Annotated in this window: 19 protein-coding genes, 4 tRNA genes, 1 pseudogene and 1 other annotated feature; of the genes and pseudogenes, 9 read left to right on the top strand and 15 right to left on the bottom strand. The window is 44.1% G+C overall.

The annotated features are described in order from the left end of the window. Positions 1–37: 37 nt before the first annotated feature. The gene (locus tag AC3D28_RS03160) at positions 38–1,270 is read right to left on the bottom strand and encodes a CinA family nicotinamide mononucleotide deamidase-related protein (protein ID WP_488535510.1); all 1,233 of its coding nucleotides are present in this window, start codon (positions 1,268–1,270) and stop codon (positions 38–40) included. 269 nt (positions 1,271–1,539) lie between these two features. Between AC3D28_RS03160 and AC3D28_RS03155 the strand changes: the two genes are divergently transcribed. Both AC3D28_RS03155 and AC3D28_RS03150 read left to right on the top strand, forming a co-directional pair. After that, complete coding sequence (locus tag AC3D28_RS03155; RefSeq protein WP_098415938.1) at positions 1,540–2,442, top strand: DUF3943 domain-containing protein; 903 nt, start codon at positions 1,540–1,542, stop codon at positions 2,440–2,442. Positions 2,443–2,664: 222 nt separating this feature from the next. After that, on the top strand, positions 2,665–3,177 hold the full coding sequence (locus tag AC3D28_RS03150) for a glycine cleavage system transcriptional repressor (protein WP_098415939.1): 513 nt from the start codon (positions 2,665–2,667) through the stop codon (positions 3,175–3,177). Positions 3,178–3,247: 70 nt separating this feature from the next. Here AC3D28_RS03150 and nspC read toward each other — a convergent pair whose 3' ends face one another. The 10 genes from nspC to uvrY form a co-directional block, all read right to left on the bottom strand. Further along, positions 3,248–4,381 carry a carboxynorspermidine decarboxylase gene (nspC, locus tag AC3D28_RS03145; RefSeq protein ID WP_488535509.1) on the bottom strand — a complete coding sequence of 378 codons (1,134 nt, stop codon included), beginning with the start codon at positions 4,379–4,381 and terminating at the stop codon, positions 3,248–3,250. Positions 4,382–4,484: 103 nt separating this feature from the next. Next, positions 4,485–5,729, bottom strand: coding sequence for a carboxynorspermidine synthase (locus AC3D28_RS03140; protein ID WP_488535508.1), 1,245 nt, complete (start codon positions 5,727–5,729; stop codon positions 4,485–4,487). Positions 5,730–5,747: 18 nt separating this feature from the next. Next, positions 5,748–8,624, bottom strand: coding sequence for a diaminobutyrate--2-oxoglutarate transaminase family protein (locus AC3D28_RS03135; protein WP_488535507.1), 2,877 nt, complete (start codon positions 8,622–8,624; stop codon positions 5,748–5,750). Positions 8,625–9,541: 917 nt separating this feature from the next. After that, positions 9,542–9,617: transfer RNA gene (locus AC3D28_RS03130), tRNA-Gly, on the bottom strand. A 13-nt stretch (positions 9,618–9,630) separates the two neighbouring features. Next, a tRNA-Leu gene (locus tag AC3D28_RS03125) sits at positions 9,631–9,717 on the bottom strand. Positions 9,718–9,794: 77 nt separating this feature from the next. Next, positions 9,795–9,870 (bottom strand) — tRNA-Gly (locus AC3D28_RS03120). 37 nt (positions 9,871–9,907) lie between these two features. Beyond that, positions 9,908–9,981 (bottom strand) — tRNA-Cys (locus tag AC3D28_RS03115). A gap of 371 nt (positions 9,982–10,352) precedes the next feature. Further along, a complete protein-coding gene (gene pgsA / locus AC3D28_RS03110) occupies positions 10,353–10,910 on the bottom strand; it encodes a CDP-diacylglycerol--glycerol-3-phosphate 3-phosphatidyltransferase (protein WP_098415943.1) in 558 nt (185 codons plus the stop codon). 46 nt (positions 10,911–10,956) lie between these two features. After that, positions 10,957–12,789, bottom strand: coding sequence for an excinuclease ABC subunit UvrC (gene uvrC / locus AC3D28_RS03105; RefSeq protein ID WP_488535506.1), 1,833 nt, complete (start codon positions 12,787–12,789; stop codon positions 10,957–10,959). Between the two features lies 1 nt (position 12,790). Beyond that, a complete protein-coding gene (gene uvrY, locus AC3D28_RS03100; RefSeq protein WP_098415945.1) occupies positions 12,791–13,435 on the bottom strand; it encodes a UvrY/SirA/GacA family response regulator transcription factor in 645 nt (214 codons plus the stop codon). Positions 13,436–13,939: 504 nt separating this feature from the next. Between uvrY and AC3D28_RS03095 the strand changes: the two genes are divergently transcribed. The 3 genes from AC3D28_RS03095 to AC3D28_RS03085 all read left to right on the top strand — a co-directional run bounded on the left by AC3D28_RS03095 (position 13,940) and on the right by AC3D28_RS03085 (position 18,785). After that, entirely contained in the window at positions 13,940–14,422 is a 483-nt protein-coding gene (locus tag AC3D28_RS03095; protein ID WP_488535505.1) for a DUF3015 domain-containing protein, read from the top strand. A gap of 71 nt (positions 14,423–14,493) precedes the next feature. After that, on the top strand, positions 14,494–16,347 hold the full coding sequence (locus AC3D28_RS03090; protein ID WP_488535504.1) for an Lnb N-terminal periplasmic domain-containing protein: 1,854 nt from the start codon (positions 14,494–14,496) through the stop codon (positions 16,345–16,347). A gap of 74 nt (positions 16,348–16,421) precedes the next feature. Beyond that, positions 16,422–18,785: a DNA polymerase II gene (locus AC3D28_RS03085; RefSeq protein ID WP_488535503.1), complete on the top strand. Its 2,364-nt coding sequence runs from the start codon at positions 16,422–16,424 to the stop codon at positions 18,783–18,785. Here AC3D28_RS03085 and AC3D28_RS03080 read toward each other — a convergent pair. Next, positions 18,782–19,549, bottom strand: a pseudogene (locus AC3D28_RS03080) (nucleotidyltransferase domain-containing protein). The gene AC3D28_RS03085 and the pseudogene AC3D28_RS03080 overlap by 4 nt on opposite strands. Before the next feature lie 195 nt (positions 19,550–19,744). Here AC3D28_RS03080 and efpL point away from each other — a divergent pair. Continuing rightward, entirely contained in the window at positions 19,745–20,311 is a 567-nt protein-coding gene (gene efpL, locus AC3D28_RS03075) for an elongation factor P-like protein EfpL (protein WP_488535502.1), read from the top strand. Between the two features lie 2 nt (positions 20,312–20,313). Continuing rightward, complete coding sequence (locus AC3D28_RS03070; protein WP_488535501.1) at positions 20,314–20,634, top strand: HI1450 family dsDNA-mimic protein; 321 nt, start codon at positions 20,314–20,316, stop codon at positions 20,632–20,634. A 170-nt stretch (positions 20,635–20,804) separates the two neighbouring features. Here the strand turns inward: AC3D28_RS03070 and rluB are convergent, their stop codons facing one another. From rluB to rnm, 3 genes are all read right to left on the bottom strand, one after another. Further along, entirely contained in the window at positions 20,805–21,743 is a 939-nt protein-coding gene (gene rluB, locus AC3D28_RS03065) for a 23S rRNA pseudouridine(2605) synthase RluB (protein ID WP_098415952.1), read from the bottom strand. Between the two features lie 358 nt (positions 21,744–22,101). Then, on the bottom strand, positions 22,102–22,722 hold the full coding sequence (locus AC3D28_RS03060; protein ID WP_098415953.1) for an L-threonylcarbamoyladenylate synthase: 621 nt from the start codon (positions 22,720–22,722) through the stop codon (positions 22,102–22,104). A 60-nt stretch (positions 22,723–22,782) separates the two neighbouring features. Beyond that, complete coding sequence (rnm, locus tag AC3D28_RS03055; RefSeq protein WP_488535500.1) at positions 22,783–23,640, bottom strand: RNase RNM; 858 nt, start codon at positions 23,638–23,640, stop codon at positions 22,783–22,785. Between the two features lie 95 nt (positions 23,641–23,735). Between rnm and trpL2 the strand changes: the two genes are divergently transcribed. Together trpL2 and AC3D28_RS03045 are read left to right on the top strand one after the other, a co-directional pair. Continuing rightward, positions 23,736–23,861, top strand: coding sequence for a tryptophan operon leader peptide (trpL2, locus tag AC3D28_RS03050; RefSeq protein ID WP_098415955.1), 126 nt, complete (start codon positions 23,736–23,738; stop codon positions 23,859–23,861). Then, positions 23,808–23,911, top strand: a sequence feature (Trp leader region). (Overlaps the previous gene by 54 nt.) Before the next feature lie 125 nt (positions 23,912–24,036). Beyond that, positions 24,037–25,617 carry an anthranilate synthase component 1 gene (locus tag AC3D28_RS03045; protein WP_488535499.1) on the top strand — a complete coding sequence of 527 codons (1,581 nt, stop codon included), beginning with the start codon at positions 24,037–24,039 and terminating at the stop codon, positions 25,615–25,617. Positions 25,618–25,624: the final 7 nt, after the last annotated feature.

The raw sequence follows: 25,624 nt of genomic DNA, 5'->3' as shown, positions 1-25,624 counted from the left end.
CTTTTTGTTTATTTAACTACGATGCTGAGCATGTTAGCTAAAGCGCACTGCTTGGGATGTGCATCTCTTTTATTCTTTCTAAAAACGCATAATGCGCAAACATCGGTTTACGCTCCAAGTAGCGGCGCAGCAGATCAAGTGCGGCCGTGCTGATAACTTTAACTTGATCATCTCGGTGATACTTTTTAGATAGCTTATACACCGCCCCCCACTCGCCTGACGGAGTCGATAACGCAATAGAGAATATTCCTTGATCTATTTGACCAGTCACCAGAGATAAGTCAGTCGCACACTTTTCACGCGTTGCACCCGCCAAAGCAAAAGTTGCAGCTAATGGATCACCATTATCATTAATCGCTTGCGTATGATTTGATAATATCCAACCATGTCCAAACTGCTTTTCTGCATTCTCGTCACCATTCAACCAATAGGTTAAATACCCTCCACTACTCTTTTCTGATACTGATAGCGTTAAATCCTTATCAACCAACAACTGGCCAGCATGCTCAACCATAGGCACATCGATACTGACCGTATTCGTTTCTAAGTGCCCATTAATAATTTGCATCAGCTTTAAACGCTGCTCCAATTGATCTACGGGACCGAACAGTTTGACTTCGATAAAAGGAAGATAAGAACGATAACCCAACTCGTATCCTTGAGGGAGTTTAAGTTGATCGAGTTTATCCGAAATAACGGACTCGGATAAACCAAATGTGTAAATACGACTGCAACAAGCACCTTCCACCTCAGGAAACAACCTTCTTAAATCGGGCAGAACTTGCGTCTCCGCCATCAATTTAAACTCACTGGGAACACCTGGTGTGAAGTAAAAAACCGCATCATTAATTAGCATTTTAAAGCCACATGCGGTACCTATTGGGTTGTCTAATATCTCTGCTGTTTCTGGTAGCATAGCTTGTTTTAAATTGCTATCGGGCATTGGGATACCACGTTTAGCATAAAGATTTTCTAAACGTTGCAGCCACTCTTTGAATAGCACGAGTTTACAATCTGCCGCTCTTGCGGCGGCAGCAGCACTCATATCATCCGAGGTTGGTCCAAGGCCACCATTAACGATAACAACATCATTGTTAAAACTCAGCATTAAGAATTCTTCAATCAAACTCGACTGCTTGTCACCGACGGTTGAACGCTTTGTTAAACCAAATCCATGCTGATAAAACAAGCTCGACAACCAAGCTGCATTGGTATCAATAATATCACCGTGAAGCACTTCCTCACCGGTACTAAGCATTGCTATTTTCAAAACTGACTCCTGAATATAAGCACAATTGTATTTTTGATCGTGGTGCTAATACCTAAGTGACACCAAGTTACAGGACTCAGAACATTAACACTGGTATCTTGAGGTTACTTGTTGGGTATCTACCATTTTCTTTTTTATTAGACGGATCTCTGAGAGATTTGTTAGGGCTAAATGAAGGTCAAGTATTTAAATGGTTGATGTTTTAAGAGATAATTGTGAGCCCGATCATCACACCCACTAACTCGGAGACCTTTGTGTCAAAATCATCCATGCTCAAGAAGACTATAACTGGCCTTTTCTTGACTTCGTCAGCGCTTGCAAACGCAAGCCAGTATGGCCTGACCAGTCATGCAGGGTTTTCTAACACACCTGATTGCCTCTCAGGTTACTGCGAAACAACGACTCTGTACACCTTCGAAGCTCAAAATCATAGTCTCGCTTTTGAACAGCATAACGGTGATTCATTAAACCTTGATGCAGGTCTTCAACCTAAGCATCTAATCGTTCCTCAAGACAAAGATTGGGATTACCTGATGGGTCAAACCTATACGATTCTTGGTCTTAGCGTTGCAACCGTCGGGATGATGACTTTTTTACCAGAAAGCATTACCAAATGGGATGAGGAAGACCGCGACATGAGCCAGCTAGGCAGTAAGTGGAAAGACAACGTATCCAGCGGCCCTGTTTGGGATCGCGATGAACACTTCCTTAACTATGTCATGCATCCTTATTTTGGTGGGGTTTACTATACTGCTGCGCGCCACTCTGGCTACAACGAATTTGAATCGTTTTTATACTCTGCAACCATGTCGACATTCTTCTGGGAATACGGTGTTGAAGCATTTGCAGAAGTCCCGTCATGGCAAGATATCTTCATCACTCCATTTTTTGGTGCCATTGTCGGTGAGATGATGATAACCGCAGAGCAAGATATTATTGCTACTGGTGGGGAGGTGATGGGTTCTGAAACGGCAGGTGATGTTTCACTCTTCCTCCTCAACCCTGTAGGCCACATTCACTATTGGGTTACAGATGCATGGGGCGGTAGTGCTGAGTTACAGTTCAACTCCTCACCTTGGTTTGGAAATCAAGATGTCGCAAAATTTGCGATGGATGCAGGCGCAAACTATGACAGCCAGTTTTATGGTGTCGAACTAAAGGTCACGTTCTAAGCGTGTTGATATCATCTTGATGAAGAGCAGCCACTTGGCTGCTTTTTTATGTCCCGCGCATTATTTTGATCATTTACATCACGAATTAGTGTGAAAATTGACTTTCATCAAGCATAACTCCCTTCTAACACCTACACTGAATAAAAGGATTTATTCCAATAACTTAAGCAGTACGTTTAGTTTATACGCACTGCACCGGAACCTTATTCTAGGAGGGGACATATGAACACTGTATTTATCGTGAACTTTGTCGGTCAAGCGTCACCTGCGACCATCAAACAGCTTGCTGCAGTCACTCATGAAAATGGAGGTAAATGGCTGATCAGTAAAGTTAACTTTATAGAAGATCAAGTCGCGGGCGTTATCAAAGTTGAGCTTCCTGAAAAAAATGCTGACATCGTTAAAGAGGCGTTCTCTTCTTGTCAAACCCTAGTGGTTAAGTTTGTTGATTCAGAGCCCTACTCACACAATGAAGATACCATTTTCCAACTTCGACTCGATGCTAATGACAGATCTGGCATCGTGAACGAAATTACTCATATCCTTGATAAACAAGGAATTTCTATTTTAGACATGGATTGTCAACGTGTATTTATTGCTAGCGGTGGTGGTGTCAGCTCAAGCCTATTTAGCGCCAAGATGGCAATTAGACTGCCGAGTGAACTAGAGATTGACGACGTTGCGAACGAGCTAGAATCCCTAAGTGAAGATACGCGAGTGATTCTTGAAAGCTAGTTACAGCCAGATAAAATAAAAAAGAGCAGCCACACGCTGCTCTTTTTTATTAGCATCAATAATATCTCGCTTACTTAACTGCCCATTGAGAAAGTGAACGTTTGAAATCAGAGTAGTCAAATTCGTTCAGCTTTTGAAGCTCACCATTCGAGCGTTCACAGTAGACCGAAGGCATACGTAAACCGTTAAACCAGTTCAACTTAACCATGGTATAGCCTGCGCTGTCCAAAATGTGTAAACGTTGGCCGATCTCGAGAGGCTGTTCGAAGTTCGCCACACAGAACTGATCCCCAGCAAGACAAGAACATGAACCAATCACATACTCGTGCTCGCCTTTTTCGGATGCTTCTAGAATGGACGCTGGCTCGTTGTAGATAAGCGTATCCAACCGGTGGGCTTCTGTCGCCGAATCCACGATCGCGGTCTTCTTCATGTTCTCCACAATATCAACCACAGTTACGACAAGATCGGTTGTCTCGGTGATGATCGCTTCTCCCGGCTCTAGATACATTTGCACGCCGTGTTTTTCTGAGAATGCTTTTAGCGCTAAACCCAACTTCTCGATGTCGTAGCCCTGCCATGTAAAGAACACGCCGCCACCCATGCTTACCCAGTCCAGCTTATCTAGGTACTCGCCAAACTGCTCTGAAATAGCATCGAGTAAGCAGATAAACGCATCCACGTCTTTATTCTCACAGTTCATGTGGAACATCACGCCATCAATACCATCAAAAATCTCCGGTTTGATGTGATCAGCCTGAACGCCAAGGCGAGAGAATTGACGAGCTGGGTTTGCTAAGTCTTGTCCTGCGTAGCTCACACCTGGATTTAGGCGTAAACCAATCGATGCTTTACCTTCAACGATATGACGGTAAGCCGCTAGCTGTGGCTGAGAGTTAAAGATCATCTTGTCACAGATGTCCGCCACGTCACGGACGTCATCTTCGCTATAACCCACACTGTAAGCGTGCGTTTCGCCGCCAAAGGTTTCGTAGCCAAGCTTCACTTCGAATGGGCCAGAGCTGGTTGTCCCATCTAGGTATGGCTTGATAATGTCGAATACGCCCCATGTTGAGAAACACTTCAGCGCTAATACAAGCTTCACACCAGAGATGTCTTTTAGCTGTTTTGCTTTCTCTAGGTTCTCAATCAGCTTGTCTTCATTGATCATGAAGTATGGCGTTTTTAGTTCGTTTTGTTGCATTTTGATACCTTACGTCCCTTTGCCTTAGCAAAGGCACGATAAAATCGAACAAAGCCGACGCAATCGCATCGGCTTAAACGTACAAATAAGAGTCGCTAAGTTCTTATTTCAATTTATGGATAACAGGTTGTCCTGGCTTCAGCTCCTGAACATGCCAATCCAGACCAATAGATGGCATGGTTTCTAGGAATGGGTCTGGATCTAGTTGTTCCATATTGAACACGCCTTTGTCTGCCCACTTGCCACGGAAGAACTGCAAAGCCGCAGTGATCGCAGGTACACCCGTAGTGTATGAGATAGCTTGATGCTCAACGTCTTCGTATGCGACTTCGTGATCAGCGTTGTTGTAAATGAACACACTGCGCTCTTTACCGTCTTTCTTCCCTTGAACCCAAGTACCGATACACGTTAGGCCAGTGTAACCAGGAGCTAGTGATGTCGGATCTGGCAGTAACGCTTTAAGCACGTGTAGAGGTTGAACAACCGTGCCGTCGTGAAGCTTTAGTGGATCTGGGCTTAGTAGACCGATGTCACGCATTACATTGAAGTAATTTAGGTAACGATCACCGAACCCCATCCAGAACTCAATACGTTTCGCTGGAATGAACTCTTGCATAGATCGAACTTCGTCGTGCGCCATTGAGTACACTTTATGTGACCCACAGTTCGGGAATTCAAACTCAAGCATACGTGAGTGACAAGGTACTTGTTTCCACTCGCCGTTTTCCCAGTAGAACGAATCGCCTTGAATCTCAAGCATATTCGTTTCTGGGTCAAAGTTAGTTGCGAACTTCTTACCGTGGTCACCTGCGTTTACATCCATTACGTCGATAGTATCGATTTCATCGAACAGATGCTTCACTGCGTATGCGGCAAACACCGAGACTACGCCCGGATCGAAACCGGCACCAAGAATACCTGTGATGCCCGCCTCTTCAAATTTCTCACGGTAGCCCCACTGCCAATCGTAAGCTTGAGGTACTTGTTGGCCTTCAGAGCACAAATCAACCGCAACAGATGTATCAAGGTATGACACTTTAGCTTGGTAACATGCTTCCATAATAGACATGTTCACCCAAGGAGGACCTGCATTGATCACTAGGTCAGGCTGTACTTCTTTAATTAAAGCAACTAAAGAATCTACCTCGTCCGCGTTTACCGCACGAGCTTCTAGTTTCTTAGTTGAATCTTTCAGATTGTTTTTCTTCTGAATCGATTCGATGATTTTCTCACACTTACCTACGGTACGTGATGCGATTGTGATATCACCCATAACGTCGTTGTTTTGTGCTGCTTTATGTGCAACTACCCAGCCAACGCCGCCTGCACCAATCTGTAGAATTGCCATAGTTTTCCGTTACCTTTGTTAAACTAGCTCTGCCGCTAGCGTATTGATTTTTGAGAGCAAAGATTCAAAGTCCGCCGTCGTCAGACACGGGTTCAAAATCGTAAATTTCAATGCAGTTTTATCGTCGACAATGGTTTCACCTAATACCGCAATGCCACGTGTTAACGCTTCTAAGCGCAACGTTTTATTCAGTTCATCAAGATCCGCTGATTCATGTGTCGCGCGGAATAGAACCGTAGATAATGATGGTTCAGCCAACAACTCAAAGTGCTTGTTATCTCGAATCATGTCCGCAACTTCAAGCGTCTGATCAAGTAAATGATCATACATATCGCCTAGAGATTTTGGCCCCACGCTTTGCATCGTCATAAACACTTTTAGCGCATCAAAACGCTTCGTCGTGGCGATAGATTTATCCACTAAGTTCGGTAGTTCGTCGTGTTCGCGGTTCAAGTAGTCTGCATGATGAAGCAGAAACTTAAAGTTAGACTTATCATTCAGCAACAGCGCACCGCAACTGATGGTTTGATAGAACAACTTGTGGAAGTCCACGCTGATGGAGTGTGCACGCTCACAACCTTTCAGACGGACTTTTTGGCTACTTAGAATCAGAGCTCCACCGTATGCACCGTCGACGTGCATCCACATGTCATGTTTCGCTGCCATATCGGCGATAAAGTCTAGATCATCAATAGCACCGTGATCCGTTGTGCCCGCTGTACCGACAATTGCAAATGGGATTAAACCTTCCGCTTTTGCCTGATTTAGAACTTCGTCTAACTTAGTGACATCCATCGTTCCATCGGCATGAGCATCGACGGTCATGACCGCTTTTTCACCCAATCCCATCCAAGACGCTGATTTTTGAACCGTGAAGTGGGATTTTTTCGAACATACAATACGCAGCTTGTCTGCGTATTCAGGAAGGCCAAGCTTTTGAATTGAGTGTGCACTGAGTTTGTCGGCAATCCAATCACGCGCAAGCATCAAACCCATTTGGTTACTTTGTGTGCCGCCGCTCGTGAAGATACCGTCCGCTTTTTCACCTAACTCGTATTTATCACATAGCCAGTTCACAACTTTCTGTTCAACATAAGTCGCAGATGAAGCTTGATCCCATGAGTCCATTGATTGGTTCAAAGCCGCAATCATTGCCTCTGCGGCAATAGCAGGCATCAATGGAGGAGTATGCAGGTGAGCGATACAATCTGGATGTTGAGTAAAAATCGCGTTTTTCGCGACCAACTCGGCTGCATCATCAATAACCGTTTTGAGAGGCGCATTTTTATTGTCAAGATCAACAGCATGGATCGCTGCTTCCAATGCTTTTGGATCCATACCTGAGTATGGTGCAGCAACCTGTTCAAACACTGATTTCATTGCAGTCGTGGTGTGATTCATCACCGAAGCAAACTCATTGCTGCCCAACGCTCCAGTGTGGATGAAATGCTTGTTCCATTCATCTTGTGGCTGAGTTTCGATGTGACTACCGCCAGCGGCTAAAATCGCGTCTTCAAATACACGTAAAGCAAAGTCGATTTGCTCAAACGAGATGATAAGAGGAGGAAGGAAGCGAATTACTGCGCCTTCACGTCCGCCTTTCTCAACGATCAAGCCACGCTCAAGTGCTGCGCGTTGAATGGAAAGAGTGAGTTCACTATCCGCTTGAGGTTCGCCAAATTTATTGAGATCACCGTTTGGATTTTTAATCTCCACACCAAGCATCAAGCCTTTGCCACGTACCTCTGCGATACAGTTCACGCGCTTTTGAATGCTCTCAAGACCGTAGCGCAAGTACTGGCCCGCAATATTGGCATGCTCAACCAGATTGTCACGCTGGATAATTTCTAAGGCTTTCGCACCAGAGACCATGGCTAACTGATTGCCACGAAACGTACCTGTGTGTTCGCCCGGGCTCCAAGCATCATGCTGCTTGTTGATAACCAATAGTGACATTGGTAAGCCACCGCCAATAGCTTTTGATAAACACAGGATATCTGGAACAATGCCTGATTCTTCAAACGCAAAGTTGTAGCCAGTTTTACCAACACCACATTGGATCTCATCGAAGATCAATAAGATACCGTGTTCATCACAAATACGGCGAAGCTCTTGTAGCCAGAATGCTGGTGCAGGCACCACACCACCCTCTCCTTGCACTGGCTCAACGATGATCGCAGCAGGCTTCATAATGCCCGATTCATCATCGTTTAGCAGGCGATCGATATAGCGAATACTTGCTTTCGCACCTTCATCACCCTCGAGTCCAAAAGGACAACGCAGATTGTATGGGAAAGGCATAAAGTGGACGTCTGACATTAAACCAGTTCGACGCGCTTTCGTACCTAGGTTGCCCATCATGCCCATTGTGCCGTTAGTCATACCATGATATGCGCCACGAAAAGCAAACATGGTGTTGCGGCCAGTAGTCTGCTTCGCGAGCTTGATCGCGGCTTCAACTGCATCGGCTCCAGACGGGCCACAAAATTGGATAACGCTGTTCTCGCTAAGCTCTTGAGGAAGAAAAGATTTAACAGATTGAATAAACGTTGTTTTTGCTGATGTTGCAATATCTAGCGTCTGATATGGCAGACCGGAATCTAATTGCTCTTTCAGAGCTTGGTTGATTTCAGGATGGCTATACCCCAAAGCTAGAGTGCCCGCCCCCGCAAGGCAATCTAAAAAGATCTGTCCACGTGTATCTTCAACCAAGCAACCAAAGGCCTGTTTGATTGCGATTGGCAAGCGACGTGGATAAGAACGTACTTCAGATTCATGCTCAGCCAGATCAATCAATACTTGATCTGGCGTTAAGTCATACGTCCCCTCAACGATAGGAACCTGAGACGAAAAAATGTTTGCGATATTGCTATCGACTTCAAAGGCAGTGCTCATACTACATAATCCCTTGAATTATAATAATTCTATATCCTGTATTAATAATCATTGGAATGAAGTTACAGGAGGTGTGAATCCCCCTCCATATTTGTCAGTACATAAATGACAAAGACAGAGCATCCGCCACGGTGCTTGTGACTTTATATGTAAAGGGATTAATCAAGGTTCCGTAATGCACCCGTTTTGTAAAACAGGACATTTCGGCAGTATGAAGCTGATTAGTGTGTGTTTATTCAAAGATTTCAATGTTGGGTTTCCCATTAATATGCTGCGTTTACAGCATTAGTATCCCGTCTATCGACAAAAGGCTTTGCCGATACCTACCCTACGCAGTGTCACAATCAGCTTGAATGGTCACTACGCGTATCCCCCAGAGATCAAGCGTTGTTAATTACGCTCCGAGATTGCGCGCGAATTTATCACAAAATAAAATCTTCTGGCAACGATTTTCCATATTAGTAACAGTGATGTAAATCACAACAAAGTCCCCCTTAGTGAGATTTTAACATTCGTACTCATCCACCACGCTTTTCTTCTTTTCTCAAACACCTGTTATTTAAACACATCTCCCTAAAATATCAGCGCTGTGAACCGTGAACCAAAAACGGCTTATGAATATGCCACTCTTTAATCGTAGAACATTATTTACAGTATCCAAGGCATTTAAAAGCGCTGGTATTCACGTCACGACTTTGCCTAAAGCGTGAGTCTTTATTCACAGAACCTTGATTGACCAAACTTAAACTAGCCGATGGGTATGACCTTGGAGTGACGTGACTATGGCTAGAATTAACAAGAATATGAGTTAATGAGCTAAAGGGGCTCAGTGCTTAACGAAATCCATTACGGAGAAGAAATTTGAGATTTGAAGAAACACAAAAAAGGCCCAACATTTTCATGCTGGGCCTTAAACTTGGAGCGACACACGAGGTTCGAACTCGTGACCTCAACCTTGGCAAGGTTGCGCTCTACCAACTGAGCTAGTGTCGCATTTAATATGAGATGGTGCCCCGGGCCGGACTTGAACCGGCACAACGCGAACGTCGAGGGATTTTAAATCCCTTGTGTCTACCAATTCCACCACCAGGGCACACAAATATTCTTTGTGATGCCTTTACAGAAAAGTAAAACACCATCTGATACCGCTAACGCCATATCAATAAAATTTGGAGCGACACACGAGGTTCGAACTCGTGACCTCAACCTTGGCAAGGTTGCGCTCTACCAACTGAGCTAGTGTCGCGTTTATTTTCGAAAGCCATTCACTCTCAAAAGAATAATGGAGGCGCCTCCCGGAGTCGAACCGAGGTCCACGGATTTGCAATCCGCTGCATAGCCACTCTGCCAAGGCGCCTCATTATAAGAAAATAAACTTTCTTATCAACACCCGTTTGAGCATTGCTCTCTTGGGTACGGGATGCATTCTACGGATTCGAGCGATCGAGTCAACACTATTTTTATTTTTTTAAATCGTTTGACTAGATTTTGTTCGAGAGGCAGTAGATTGTTTAGTTTTACTACTAAAACACTCTTAAATACACTTGTTTATCATAGAGTTTTCACTATGTCCTACCCCGCCAATAGAGAGAGGAAACTACTTAAGCCTTCATAATCGGATGGCTCAATGACTTGAAAGGCTCCAACCATGAAAAACAAGACTTAGATCACATTGAAGTGATAAATACAAAAAAGCAGGCTCATTAGCCTGCTTTAGAACATCTCTATTTAATGATGCTCTTCGTTCAACAAATCATCTTTTGCGGCAGCTAAGTATTGAATCATCGACCAATACGTCAAGAAGGTTGCCACATACAGGGCAGCAAAGCCAAGCCAAACCATCCAATCATCATAGCGCCATACCAATACCCATAGAGCGAACATTTGTGAAACTGTCTTCACTTTGCCAACCCACGATACCGCAACGCTAGCTCGCTTCCCTATTTCAGCCATCCATTCTCGCAATGCAGAGATAATAATTTCTCGGGCGATCATTGTTACGGCAGGGATAGTCACCCAAATAGAGTGATAGTGTTCTGTTATTAAGATCAATGCTGTTGCCACCAGCACTTTGTCTGCGACCGGATCGATAAACGCCCCAAAACGTGAAGTTTGGCCAAGTTTACGAGCCAACATGCCATCTAACCAGTCGGTAAAAGCTGCTACCCAAAACACCATTGCTGCTGCAAAAGGTGCCCATGAATAAGGTAGATAAAAAACAACCATAAAAACAGGGATTAAGAACAGTCTAAGGAGAGACAGAATGTTCGGGATATTCAAACGCATTTTATTATTCTCTTACACATTGCGGGTTAATGTTGCGGGATTTTCCTTATTGTTTCAATGCTTGGAAAATAATTTCTGCTAAAGAGTAACTAATTCCCGGTACTTTGGCGATTTCTTCAACACTTGCTCGTTTAAGTTCTTGTAACCCCCCCATGTATTTAAGCAAAACTTGACGCCGTTTTGGACCAACACCTTCAATCCCTTCTAAAACGCTCGTGCGTCTAGTTTTCCCCCGCTTTGCTCGGTGCCCCGCAATTGCGTGATTGTGGCTTTCATCACGAATGTGCTGAATAAGGTGAAGCGCAGGGGCATCGCTCGGTAAATTAAGCTCTTTCCCCTCTACGGTGATTAAGGTCTCCAAACCAGGTTTTCGCGTCACGCCTTTTGCAATACCAATCATAACCGGTCGCTTTGGCCAATCTCCCCAATAACGAGAAATAATTTCGTGCGCACGGTTTAACTGGCCTTTACCACCATCAATAAAAATAATGTCTGGGATTTTCTCCACATCCAACTGTTTCGAATAACGACGCTCCAGCACCTGCCCCATAGCAGCATAGTCATCACCTCCTGTGATTCCCGTAATATTGTAACGACGGTATTCTTGCTTTACTGGGCCTTCACTATTAAAGACCACACAAGATGCTATCGTGCTTTCCCCCATGGTATGGGAAATATCAAAGCACTCCATGCGAGCAATCGACTCCATATTCAATGTTTCACGAAGTGCATGGAAGCGTTGATTGATCGTCATCTTATGATTGATTTTTGTAGTAATCGCGGTCAATGCATTCGTGTTGGACAACTTCAGGTAGCGCGCCCGTGAGCCCGTTGGCGATATATGAAAGTGAACCTTACGACCAGCAACTTCACTTAATGCCTTTTGAATTGGGACGATATCCTCAGCTAAATCTGGGTTCAAAATAATGCGAGAAGGAATAGTACGCGCTTCATTATGACTCAAGTAGTATTGCGTCAAAAAGCTATCGAAAACTTCCTGCTGGCTGGTATTGTGTGGGATTTTAGGGAAATGGCTCCGACTACCGAGCACTTTACCTTGCCGAATCATCAATATATGAATACATGCGATGCCATTTTCTAGAGCAAAACCGAGTACGTCCATATCGTCCATGCTGTCTTCCGATACGTATTGTTGTTCTTGGACACGTCGAATCGCTTGGATTTGGTCACGAAACTTAGCCGCCTCTTCAAAACGCAACTGTTGACTCGCCACTTCCATCTTCTCTATTAACTGCTTAAGTACCTGTTGATCTTTCCCTTGTAAAAACATGCGCACAAATCCGACCAACTCCGCGTATTCCTCATCTGAGATAATGGTGTCAACGCATGGGCCTGCACAACGGCCAATTTGATACATTAAACAAGGACGGGTACGGTTCGCATATACGGTATCTTCGCATTGGCGCACAGGAAAAATCTTTTGCAGTAAATGTAAAGTCTCACGCACCGCTCCAGAATCAGGATAAGGACCAAAGTACTCGCCTTTCCGTTTCTTCGTCCCACGATGCATCGACAACCTTGGATGCTTGTGACCGCTGATAAAAATGTACGGGTAAGACTTGTCATCGCGTAACAGAACGTTGTATTTCGGCAAATACTGCTTAATGTAGTTGTGCTCTAAGATCAGTGCTTCCGTCTCAGTGTGAGTCACTGTGACATCAATTTTGGCGATATTACTGACGAGCGCACGCGTTTTTTCACTGTCTACCTTTTGCCGGAAGTAGCTGGAAAGGCGCTTTTTAAGATCTTTGGCTTTGCCTACATAAATAACAACAGCCTCGGCGTTGTACATTCTGTAAACGCCGGGCTGATGAGTTACTGTCTTGAGAAAGGAAACCGAATCGAAGGGAGGAGTCACACTATAAGGTCTCGGTATCCAACATTCCGTGGCGGATCGCTAAGTGTGTTAACTCAACGTCACCATTAATATCCAATTTACTAAACAACCTATAGCGGTAGCTATTGACTGTTTTTGGACTTAAATTAAGTTGCTCAGAAATATCCGTTACTTTTTGACCTTTTGTGATCATTAGCATGATCTGTAATTCGCGCTCAGATAGATCTTTGAATGGGTTTTCAGAAGCTGGAGAGAATTGACTCAAGGCCATTTGCTGCGCGATCTCTGGGGAGATGTAACGCTGCCCACTCTTAACCACACGAATCGCGTTTACCATTTCGTCAGGACCTGCACCTTTGGTTAAATAACCAGACGCACCAGCCTGCATCACTTTGGTTGGAAACGGATTCTCTGTATGAACGGTTAGTACGATGATTTTTACATCTGGATTTACACGAAGAACTTTTTTAGTGGCTTCTAAACCACCAATTCCTGGCATATTCATGTCCATTAAAACAACGTCAGCATGATTGCTGCGACACCATTTTACTGCTTCTTCACCGCTGTCAGCCTCTCCTGCTACGTTCATTCCACGGACGTCTTCAATAATACGTCGTATCCCTGTGCGAACCAGCTCGTGATCATCTACAAGGAAAACATTTATCAAACTTGTATCTCCACACTTTGTATTGGTTCTGCACCCACATAACCATTGTTAAATGTGGATATCAGCATGATTGCCTATATAATAACGTAATCGACAAAAAATTGCTTTATATGAATATGTGCTGAAACGCAAAGTTTAGCAAGAACTTATTTTTATATCTGGTCAGTCAGACTTAATTTGCATATCTACCACAAAACTAGCCGCGTAAAAATCATCATACATTTCAATTTAACTGAACTTAAAAACGGCCCCTCTCCCAGCTTAGCGCTTATTAGCAACGAGTGTCGCTTAAAACTTGTCACAACGCCCAATCGATATTTAACAATATTATCAATAAGTTACTGTTTTGAAGGTTTGTATAGGAACTGGTCTCTCATATATAAACCAAATTAACACATCCAATGAAATAACATTTGCAAATGCAAATCGTTTCATTAAAATCACCGCCGCAATTATATTGCAATCAAAAATTGGATATAACTTCTTAAATATCAGGAAAATATAATGAAAAAGCTATTAGCAGTGGCAGCACTAGCAACTCTTCCTCTTTCTAACGTTGCGTTAGCGGATTCAGACATCGGTTGTGGTTTAGGTACTATGGTTTTCGATGGAAAATCAGGCAAAGTGTTTAAGGTATTGGGAGCAACGACTAACGGTACGTCTGGTAACCAAACATTTGGTATTACTTTCGGCACTTTAGGTTGTGACGGTAATGGCACAATCACATCAGCTCAAAAACTAGCGTTATTTATCGATGGCAACATGGACAACCTAGCTCGTGATATTGCGAAAGGTGAAGGAGAAACTCTTGCTACTCTTTCTGAAGTTTGGGGCATCCAAAAAGCTGACAAAGCAGCATTCAATCAAATGGCTCAAGAAAACTTTGCGAAAGTATTCAAGTCTGAGAATGTGACTTCACAAGAAGTATTCGCTAACCTAAACAATCTGGTTGCGGAAAACAACGCACTAGCGACTTACACTATCTAAGCGCTTGTTCCGTTATAAAAGAAAAGTGCCCGTTTGGGCACTTTTTTAATGTCAATTTTTTGCGGTATTCAATGAAGCTCTCTTTTTGCACACGCTTTCTGCTCATTTCATCAAGCGTACTTTTACCATCCTTGTCTGTACAAGCTAACAGCTTAGATTTTCAACAGCTTGCACAAACCTCGTACTGGCTAAAATTAGGCCATTATCTTCCAGCAACACTCAGCCACTACAAAAGTACTGTCGACTCGCCAGATTTTTTCCTCTCTGACGAAGGAAAAACCAATCCAAAAGCTGAGTTAGTCGCATCATTTAACGCTTTTTATCACGCAGATGAAGCGACTCAAGCTGAAATGCGTTGTCACTACCCTGCTCGCTTTACATGGCTAGAAAAGCAACAAGGACGCTCGGCCGTCTTAAACTGTCCAAAGATGGAAGACTGGAAAGCAGTGCTAAACCCTGCGGGCATGACGTTAGTCTTTCCTACTGCATTTATGAATAACCCATCTTCAATGTTTGGCCATACCCTACTGAGGGTAGATGCTAAAGATCAAACACGACATAAAGAACTGGTTGCTTTTGCAGTGAACTTTGCGGCCGAGCCTCAAACCGATGACAACGCTGCACTTTATGCCCTGAAAGGCTTAACAGGTAGTTACCCTGGGCGATTTACCGTGATGCCATATTATCGCAAAGTACGTGAATACAACGATATTGAGTCTCGTGACATATGGGAGTACAAACTCAACTTGTCTGAAGACGAAGTTAATCGAGTTCTATTACATCTCTGGGAAATGCAAAAAGCCGAATTTGATTACTACTTTATTGATGAAAACTGCTCTTATCAGTTGCTTGCTCTTTTGGAGCTTGCACGAGATGATCTTTCCCTTGTCGATGACTTTCCAGGTCATGCAATCCCATCAGATACGGTCGAAACACTTGCGAACAATGGCCTTTTAGATGAACCTAAATACCGCGCTGCTTTTGGAACTCGCTTACTCCACCAATTAAATGAAATCGATGAAAAGCTGTTTGAGGCGGCTATCAAAGCCAAGCAAGGCGAGTATCCTAGTGAAACAAAGTTTACCGCTGAAGAGCGCGCTGCAATTTTAGAATTTGCCTATGAGTGGCTCAATTATGAACTCTATGATGAAGGGCTTGAACGAGATCCTACCGCCAGACAGCTTACTCAACTTCTCTACCAACGCAGTCGAATTAAAACAGACTCGCCATTTTCTCCCGTCCTTGCTCCAAATGTTTCACCTGAAAAAGGGCACGCTTCTGCTCGTGCTGGTTTAACTTATCAATATAATGACATCACCAGCAATCGCGTGAACTTTCAATGGCGCGCCGCTTACCATGACTTACTCGACTCGCAAGCTGGCTTTATTCCAGGTGCAAAGATTAGCTTTCTAGACACGGCTTTTAGCATTGACCAAAATGCAAATTCAAGGTTAGAAAAGCTACATGTGTTGGATGCGATGGCTTTAGCACCAGGTAACAAAGTTTTTGACAGTTTGGCTTGGAATATCCGCAGCGGTTTCGATCGCATGCCTGATAAGAACAAGCTCGCTGGACGGTGGTTTGCGCAAGGTGGGGCTGGTAAAGCGTGGGGGCAATCCGACAAACTCCACTTATACACTCTCATCTCTGGCGAAATAAGTGGAGGTGAGTTAACGAATTATGACTTTACTCTCGGTGCAGGCGTCGAGACAGGCATCCTATGGCAGGCTAGCATCAATCATCGCATCGGCATTCAAGGTCAATATTTGCACCTGTTGGATTCACATACGGATCAAAATGCGAAAGTGACTGCCAGCTGGAACTGGACTCTTAGTCGAAATTGGGCGATTCGTGGCGAACTCGAATATCAACATTGGTCTCGAGAAAATACCTCAGCAAGCCTCGCCGGATACTTTTACTACTGAGTTTTTGCTAATATCCTCTATTAAGTAAAAGGCTACACGACGTAGCCTTTTTTAGTTCTATAGGAAGTGTGTCGTTGACAGTTCAGCAAGGTTTTTTACTAACCCGTCAAGCTCGGGACTTTTCAGGAAAAACTCAAATTGATCTTTGGGTTTCCACAGAGAATGGACCCGCAAATTTAATGATACAGGAAGAAAAGCCTGTCTTTTTTATCGAACAAGATAAACAGACTCAAGTTGAATCCATCGCTAACGACAGCAATATCCAAGTAGAACTCAAGCCTTTAGCGCTCGCGAGTTTTGACCTGACTCTTCTGAGTGCTTGCTACTGTCACACGATTAAAGAATCTCACACGCTTTCCAATCTCTTAGCCAAAGAAAACATACTGACTCTAGAAACTGACATCAAGCTCGCAGATCGCTTCTTAATGGAACGATTTATAAAAGGCAGCATTGAGTTTACCGGTCAATTTCAAACCAAGTCGAATCACACCAAAGTGACACAAACGCAATGTCGTCAGGGTAAGTATATTCCTTCTTTGCATGTGGTTTCTCTCGATTTGGAGTGCTCTGAGAAAGGCATCCTTTACTCTATCGGATTGGACAGCCCTATGGATTCACGGGTCATTATGGTCGGAAAACCAGAACCTGCAGACACTGCGATACAATGGGTTAAAAATGAGAAAGCTTTGCTCGAAGCGTTAATCGTCTGGTTTAAACGATTTGATCCAGATGTCATTATCGGTTGGAACGTCATTGACTTCGACTTCCGTCTGCTTCATAAACGCGCAGAATGGCATAGTATGAAGCTCATGTTAGGAAGAGCCGACCAAGCGAGTTTTTTCCGTAGTTCTGCTCAAAGCCAGCAAGGTTTTATTTCTATTCCCGGGCGAGTAGTGATGGACGGCATCGACACACTGAAGACGGCAACCTATCACTTTCGCTCTTGGTCGCTTGAGTCGGTTTCTCAAGAACTTTTAGGTGAAGGCAAACAAATTCACAATGTGCATGACCGTATGGATGAGATCAATCGCATGTACCGTTCGGATAAGCCTTCTCTTGCCAAATACAACCTGCAAGATTGTGTATTGGTGAATAAGATCTTCGACCACACTCACCTACTCGATTTTGCGATTGAACGCTCTCGCCTGACTGGGGTTGAACTTGACCGCATCGGTGGCTCTGTCGCCGCGTTCACTAACTTGTATTTACCGCAGATTCATCGTGCTGGGTACGTTGCTCCCAACTTACAGCCAGAAAACTGGATAGCTAGTCCTGGTGGCTACGTAATGGACTCAATACCGAACCTGTATGACTCCGTATTAGTGTTGGACTTTAAGAGTCTATACCCTTCTATCATTCGTTCATTCTTGATTGATCCAATGGGCCTCATTGAAGGCTTACAACTAGAAATTGGCAAAGAAGAGTATCAAGCCGTACCGGGTTTTCGCGGTGGGCAATTTCACCGAACTAAGCACTTCTTACCTGAAATGATCGAAAAACTTTGGGCTGCGCGTGATGTAGCCAAGCAGAACAACGAAAAAGCATTTTCTCAAGCTATTAAGATCATCATGAATTCGTTTTATGGTGTATTAGGCTCATCAGGGTGTCGTTTTTTCGATACTCGCCTCGCATCCAGCATCACAATGCGCGGACATGAAATCATGAAGCAAACCAAAGTACTGATCGAAGATCAAGGCTATCAAGTGATTTACGGCGATACAGATTCCACCTTCGTTTCTTTAAATGGTGCCTACAGTCAAGCAGACGCAGATCAAGTCGGACACCAACTCATTGAGTACATCAATACTTGGTGGAATGAACATCTACGCGAGGAATACAACCTCACTTCAATGTTGGAAATCGAATACGAGACTCATTACCGTAAATTTCTTATGCCAACCATTCGTGGTGCAGAAACCGGTTCTAAAAAGCGCTATGCTGGATTAATAGGCGAAGGAGCACATGAGCGCATTATCTTTAAAGGGCTTGAAAGCGCACGGACCGACTGGACGTCATTAGCACAAAAGTTTCAAAACACACTTTACAATATGGTTTTCCACGGTGAAGACCCAAGTAACTATGTTCGTGAGATCGTTGAAAAGACCAACCACGGTGAGTTTGACGAACAATTAGTCTATCAAAAACGTCTACGCCGAAAGCTGCATGAGTACCAAAAGAATATCCCACCGCAAGTTCGCGCGGCACGTTTAGCCGATGAAATAAACACCAAACTGGGGCGCCCGCTACAATATCAAAATCGAGGCAAAATCGAATATATCATCACAATAAACGGTCCTGAGCCTTACGAGTACCTCAACAGTCCTATTGATTATCAACATTACATTGATAAACAGTTAAAACCTGTGGCTGATGCAATTTTACCCTTTATCGGAACCAATTTTGATCGGCTTTCAGCACCGCAAATGGGTTTGTTTTAACCGATGCGAAATTCAGTTTTCTGATATTGCTTGACCAGCCAACCACCAAACGCGTCGATTAAACCAATAACAGAACGTTTAGGGATCGCGCGGCCAGATAGCAAAATCCCTAACCGCTCTATCTCTAGTTGCTTTTCAGGATGATAAGTCAAAAAGACCTCACCACACTGAATAGGATCGTCAAACCAGCGTTTATCTCAATACATAACCAATGAGTAAGATGCCCTCAATAATTTTTTCGCAATCACTGCCTGAGCTATCCCTTGCTCTTCTGCTGTCTTTGCTTGGGCAATTTTCTTTCGATAGACAATAACCCAATCTTCTATATCCATATTCCAATGCTTGGCGATTTCCCAGCTCGGGACATAATCACCAAAACAATCGGCTAAATCATCACCGTATACACAAACACAACAATGTTTGAGCATGAACCCCCACGTAAAGATACTATCCAGATTGGCGACTTCGCTAACCAATGCTGTACGAATGGCTACACCGTTGACTTGAGGGTGACTTTGCTGCGCACGCCACTTAATCGTATTGAACAAAGTTACTCGGTCAGTTTCAAATAACGACTTGGTCACGACGACTAAATCTAAATTCGATTTTCCTGCAACGGCTGTTTTTCTCGCGACACTGCCATAAACATAGACACTATGCAGATTTCGCCCAAGCCCACCTTTAAGGCAAGTAATGGCTTCTCTGATTAAAGGAGAAAATTCTGATTGAAAAGGCTGCTTTGGGTCAATAACGGGCAGGGACATGAGTGAAAACGTGATCTCAGGTTATAAAAAGACGATGCGTAATATGTTCTCCCACCATAGGGTCTGAATCAAGCCCAATGATGCGTTTAATGATGGGAGTGAGGGCAACTTTCTACGATAAATTTTAATGCTAGGTGGTTAACTTAGCGCTATAATCAGCGAGTTTTGCTTAATAAGTATGAATAGGAATATACAATGCCAAAGGCAAGTGAAATCAAAAAAGGCTTCGCCATCGAGTCGAATGGTAAAACGCTGCTAGTCAAAGACATCGAAGTAACGACTCCTGGTGGTCGTGGCGGCGCTAAGATCTATAAAATGCGTTGTGCAGATCTCAACACAGGCGCACGCGTAGATGAACGCTACAAGTCAGATGACGTTGTTGAGACAGTAGAAATGAACAAGCGTGCTGTTATGTACTCTTACGCTGATGGCGACGAGCATATCTTCATGGACAACGAAGATTACTCTCAATACACCTTCAAACATAACGAAATTGAAGATGACCTACTGTTCATCAACGAAGACACCCAAGGTACCCATGTGGTTTTAATTAACGGTTCTGCCGTTGGTTTAGAACTTCCTGCTTCAGTTGAATTAGTGATTGAAGAAACGGACCCATCAATCAAAGGGGCATCAGCATCTGCCCGTACCAAGCCAGCCCATTTCGCTTCTGGCCTTGTGGTTCAAGTCCCTGAATACATCGCAACGGGTGACCGTGTGGTGATCAACACGACTGAACGTAAATACATGAGCCGAGCATAAGCATGCCTGATTTAATTTCTTACGACGATGCCATCGACGCCGCGTACGACATTTTCCTTGAAATGGCCCCTGATAATTTAGAGCCTGCTGATGTAATTCTGTTTACTGCGCAATTTGAAGATCGTGGTGCCGCAGAGCTTGTTGAAACAGGCGAAGACTGGGTGGAGCATATCGGCTTCGAGATCGACAGAAAAGAGTATGCAGAAGTACGAATTGGCTTAGTAAACGAGGAAAGTGACGTACTTGATGACGTATTTGCTCGTATGCTAATCAGCCGAGACCCAGAGCATAAATTCTGCCATATTCTTTGGAAACGCGATTAACATTCCCTTTGCCGTGAATAACAGCACCAGCCTCGCGCTGGTGTTTTTTTATCTATTGGAAGCGCCTGCTCTTTGTATCTCGCTTGGCATTCTGTTCTTATACCTAACAATAGATAAGAAAAAGGCCTGCCACTGGGCAAGCCTTTCTAATCTTTATTTTTCACTATCAATTAACGATGTTTGTTACGTGCGCCTGTTACACCAGCGTTGTTCTTTGGCTTGCGGCGAGCAGGATTATTACTACGGCCCTTAGGCGTGTTCACACGTTCTTCGTGGCGCTTAACTGCACGACGGATTTTTTGACTACGTGCACGTTCACGCTTACGAGACGTATTGTCTTTGCTAAGGTCAAGCATGGTCTCTTTCTCTGGGCGAAGCTCTACAAGCTCACGCAGGTAGTTTACTTCTTTCAGATCAAGTTCCATCCAACCACCACGAGGCAATTTCTTATCAAGGAAAATATCACCATAACGTACACGCTTTAGACGACTTACAGTACACTCTTGTGATTCCCATAGTCGACGCACCTCGCGGTTACGGCCTTCGTTGATCACTACGTAGAAAGTGTGGTTCATACCCTCACCACCTGCATACACAACATCTTCGAAGCGAGCTACACCGTCTTCCAGTTCGACACCTTTTACTAGATTACGAACTTTTTGTTCAGTTACTTCACCGAACACTCGCACTAGGTATTCACGCTCAACTTGGCGGCTTGGATGCATTAGGCGGTTTGCCAGTTCACCATCTGTAGTGAAAAGCAATAAACCAGAAGTATTCGCATCCAGACGACCAACAGAAATCCAACGAGAACCACGAATCTTTGGCAGGCGATCAAAAACTGTACGACGGCCTTCTGGATCGTGACGAGTACACAACTCACCTTCCGGCTTGTAGTACGCCAGGACACGACAGATCACTTCTTCTTGTATCTTTGCAGATACAATGTGACCATCGATACGAATCACGCTGCTCTCATCTTCAAGTCTTTCACCAAGTTTAGCCACTACACCGTTCACGCTTACGCGACCAGATTTAATTAACGATTCAATCTCACGACGAGAACCGTGACCAGCACGTGCTAATACTTTTTGTAACTTTTCGCTCATTTATCTACCTATGTGTCGTCTTCACAGACGTCTAGACCAAGAGTGGTCTGTATTTTGCTAATTACCCACCTCGTGGGATTTTGGGTCAGGCATTATACGTAACTTTCTTGCTTAATGTAAACGAAATCCACGCTATTTACCAAGCCAAATCTACGTATAAAATCGCCGTTCTCTGCGACTTTAGATCTCAACCGATCAACCGTCCTTTGCTTACTCACTAAACCAGTTAAAATGAAATAAAAAATATCTATATTTTCGTTTTGATTTTAATTGAGTTGGTTAAGACTTGAAAAAACCTTAGCACCTCAAACGCAAAAAAGGAGGCACATAGCCTCCTTTTTCTTCTCTTTCTTATCGCTTATTCAAAAGGGCTGGGGTCACCAGAACCCAGACGAACCACAACAGGCTCACCGTCGCTAAAATCGATAACGGTTGTTGGTTGCTCGCCAAGGTAGCCACCACTAAGAATCACATCAACCGCATACTCAAGTTTATCGCGAATCTCTTCTGGATCTGATTCCGTTACGTCACTACCAGGGAGAATCAACGACGTAGACATCATGGGTTCGCCTAGCGCTTCTAAAAGATCCAGCGCGATTTGATTATCAGGCACACGAATGCCGATCGTCTTACGCTTGGCGTTCATCAAACGACGAGGGACTTCTTTCGTCCCTTTAAAGATAAAAGTGTATGGACCCGGCGTATTATTTTTCAGTAGCCGGAATGCAATATTATCCACACGCGCGTACAGAGAAATCTCCGATAAATCACGACACAACAAGGTGAAGTTATGTTTGTCATTCAAACGACGGATTTGACAAATACGTTCTAGCGCCTGTTTGTTCTCCAACTGACAGCCAAGTGCGTATCCTGAGTCCGTAGGGTAAACCACGACACCGCCGTTGCGAATGATTGCTACTGCTTGATTAATCAAGCGAGCCTGTGGGTTTTCTGGGTGAACGTAAAAAAACTGGCTCATTGTAATTCCTCATTATCGAGCCTCTCGACTCTATATTCTTATTTGGAGATTGAAGTCGTTTTACTGAGCAATAGCCAGCGAAGGATCAATACCCCAATCTTTCCAAACTGGTTCTACGCCTGCAGGCAACCAGAGGTTTCTTCCTAACTCCATCCAAGGTGATGGATAGTGGAAATCACTGCCTTGAGACGCTAATAGATTGTATTGTATAGCATAATCAGCCAAGTTTCGCCTTTCTTGTTGCGCTTGCTGCGGCTGCGCTACTTCCATCGCATCACCATTAGCTTCTACAAACGCATCGAGAAGACGCTTAATCCACTTCGCTGTCAACTTATATCTGCCAGGATGCGCTAATGTAGCCAGACCTCCAGCCTTATGAATGGCGTCGACCGCCTCTTCCATCGTGCACCAATTAGGCGGCACATACCCCGGATTATTACGCGTTAAATACTTTTTAAAGACCATTTGCATGGTTTTCGCATAACCATTGTCTACCAACCATTTGGCAAAATGCGCACGCGTAATTGGCGCATCGCCCGCAATTTTCTGCACTTCTTCTAAAACACCTTCACGTGTCACCTTTTGCAAACGTTCTGCAATCAGCTCAGCTCTCTTAATACGATGCTGTTGCTGCTGTTCTATTAGCGTAACCAAAGCTGAATTTTTAGGATCAATATTCAAACCGACGATATGAATATCTTTATTCTGCCAGACCGTTGATATCTCAATGCCATTAATAATTTTAATTGGCAAGTTATTGTCCTTCACGTGCTGCTTAGCCAACGCTAATCCGTCAACCGTATCGTGATCTGTGATCGCCAAAAACTCGATATCAAAACTCAGCGCCCTATCTACCAGGTCTTTAGGATCAAACCGACCATCCGAGGCTGTGGTGTGGCTATGTAAATCAATTCTCATATTTTTGTCGTTTTAAAGCTGTTTTGGGGTTGACTTTTCACTCCCGCACTAGTTAACTAGTACACAAATACGAAGTGCATCATTTAAGGTTTACCATGTTACAAGAATTTAACCAAAACCAAAAAGCGAAAGTTACGATTTGTCTGGATAAGACAAGTTCATCAGAACTTGCTTGGTGGCGCATTTGGACAAGTTCTTGGTGGGCAAACGTATACTTCTAATTTAAAGAAACAAACGTTACAAAGCCCGCTACTTCAGCGGGCTTTTTTATTTTGTCGCTCTACTCACATTTCACTGCCTTAAGATTTACGGATAAGGATAACTCTTGATTGGGAGAACGTTTGCTTTATGCGACTATGTATTTTAGGAAGATTTAAACAGCAACAAGGAGGTCTTGTGAACAAGGCCATAGAAATTAAAAAACTTGGACACATAGAAGTGTTAAACGCTTCTGTTCCTTATACTCAAGACCCAACGCGCTTATTCCATACCATTTGTGAGAACAAGACAGATAGCTTGCTTTTAGAGTCTGCTGAAATCGATTCAAAACGGAATTTAAAATCCCTTTTAATCGTCGACTCTGCTGTCCGTATTGTTTGTTACGGTCATAACGTCACCATGCACGCCCTCACCGATAACGGCAAAAATTTACTGACACACCTGAACCACAACGTGCGCCATGAAATTGCGAATGAATTTGATGGCGAAACACTCACACTCACATTCCCTCAGCCAGGCGATACCCTTGATGAAGACTCTCGTCTACGTGAAGCCTCTTCGTTTGATGCGCTTCGCTTAGTCCAACACAGCTTTGATATTTCAGATCACGGCAAACACGCACTCTTCCTTGGTGGCTTGTTCGCGTATGACTTAGTGGCGAACTTTGAACCGCTTGGTAATGCAGAAACAACCAATCAATGTCCAGATTACGTTTTCTATGTGGCGGAAACCTTGTTGGTGGTTGACCATCAAAAGCAATCTTGCCAACTGCAAGCCACTCTCTTCGTCGATGATTCACAGAAAACAACCTTAGAAAATCGCATTGCCGCCATCCGTTCACAATGTACGTCCCCAAAGTACCTTCCAAGCGCACGTGAATTAACCAATATTGCGGTACAACCAAGTGTTACTGACCAAAACTTTTGTCAGATCGTTCGTCAACTAAAAGAGTACGTAGTGAAAGGCGATATTTTCCAAGTGGTGCCTTCTCGCCGATTCACGCTAGCTTGCCCTTCTCCACTCGCCGCTTACAAAGAACTAAAACAGAGCAACCCAAGCCCTTACATGTTTTACATGCAAGATGAGCTATTCACTTTATTTGGGGCCTCACCAGAAAGTGCATTGAAGTACGAAACCGAGACCAACCAAGTTGAGGTTTACCCCATCGCGGGGACACGCCATCGTGGTAAACGCCCAAATGGTGACATTGACTTTGACCTAGATAGCCGTATTGAACTGGAGCTACGTAGCGACAAAAAAGAAAACGCAGAACATATGATGCTGGTTGACCTCGCACGCAACGATGTGGCTCGTATTGCACAGGCTGGTACTCGTCACGTGGCCGACTTATTAAAAGTCGATCGTTACAGCCATGTGATGCACTTGGTGTCTCGTGTGGTTGGTCAACTTCGTGAAGACTTGGACGCACTACACGCTTACCAAGCTTGCATGAATATGGGCACATTAACGGGGGCGCCTAAGATTCGTGCAATGCAGTTGATTCGTGACGTTGAAGGCGCGCGTCGAGGCAGCTACGGCGGCGCTGTAGGCTACTTAACAGGTGAAGGAACACTCGATACTTGTATCGTCATTCGCTCTGCTTATGTTGAAAACGGCATAGCACAAGTTCAAGCCGGTGCTGGTGTGGTGTTTGATTCCGACCCGCAATCCGAAGCGGACGAAACGCGTGGTAAAGCTCAGGCGGTAATCTCTGCTATTCAAGCGGCACACTCTTTACCTGACACGAACAAGGAGTAGCAGACAG

The sequence above is a fragment of the Vibrio sp. TAP-3B genome (genome assembly GCF_057784735.1).
This window is presented reverse-complemented; position numbering and strand designations above follow the sequence as displayed.

Bases quoted from the DNA above. Each gene is read 5' to 3' on its own strand.
- AC3D28_RS03155 (WP_098415938.1), top strand. From the start codon at position 1,540: ATGCTCAAGAAGACTATAACTGGCCTTTTCTTGACTTCGTCAGCGCTT.
- AC3D28_RS03150 (WP_098415939.1), top strand. From the start codon at position 2,665: ATGAACACTGTATTTATCGTGAACTTTGTCGGTCAAGCGTCACCTGCG.
- nspC (WP_488535509.1), bottom strand. From the start codon at position 4,381: ATGCAACAAAACGAACTAAAAACGCCATACTTCATGATCAATGAAGAC.
- AC3D28_RS03140 (WP_488535508.1), bottom strand. From the start codon at position 5,729: ATGGCAATTCTACAGATTGGTGCAGGCGGCGTTGGCTGGGTAGTTGCA.
- AC3D28_RS03135 (WP_488535507.1), bottom strand. From the start codon at position 8,624: ATGAGCACTGCCTTTGAAGTCGATAGCAATATCGCAAACATTTTTTCG.
- pgsA (WP_098415943.1), bottom strand. From the start codon at position 10,910: ATGCGTTTGAATATCCCGAACATTCTGTCTCTCCTTAGACTGTTCTTA.
- AC3D28_RS03095 (WP_488535505.1), top strand. From the start codon at position 13,940: ATGAAAAAGCTATTAGCAGTGGCAGCACTAGCAACTCTTCCTCTTTCT.
- AC3D28_RS03090 (WP_488535504.1), top strand. From the start codon at position 14,494: ATGAAGCTCTCTTTTTGCACACGCTTTCTGCTCATTTCATCAAGCGTA.
- efpL (WP_488535502.1), top strand. From the start codon at position 19,745: ATGCCAAAGGCAAGTGAAATCAAAAAAGGCTTCGCCATCGAGTCGAAT.
- AC3D28_RS03070 (WP_488535501.1), top strand. From the start codon at position 20,314: ATGCCTGATTTAATTTCTTACGACGATGCCATCGACGCCGCGTACGAC.
- rluB (WP_098415952.1), bottom strand. From the start codon at position 21,743: ATGAGCGAAAAGTTACAAAAAGTATTAGCACGTGCTGGTCACGGTTCT.
- AC3D28_RS03060 (WP_098415953.1), bottom strand. From the start codon at position 22,722: ATGAGCCAGTTTTTTTACGTTCACCCAGAAAACCCACAGGCTCGCTTG.
- rnm (WP_488535500.1), bottom strand. From the start codon at position 23,640: ATGAGAATTGATTTACATAGCCACACCACAGCCTCGGATGGTCGGTTT.
- trpL2 (WP_098415955.1), top strand. From the start codon at position 23,736: ATGTTACAAGAATTTAACCAAAACCAAAAAGCGAAAGTTACGATTTGT.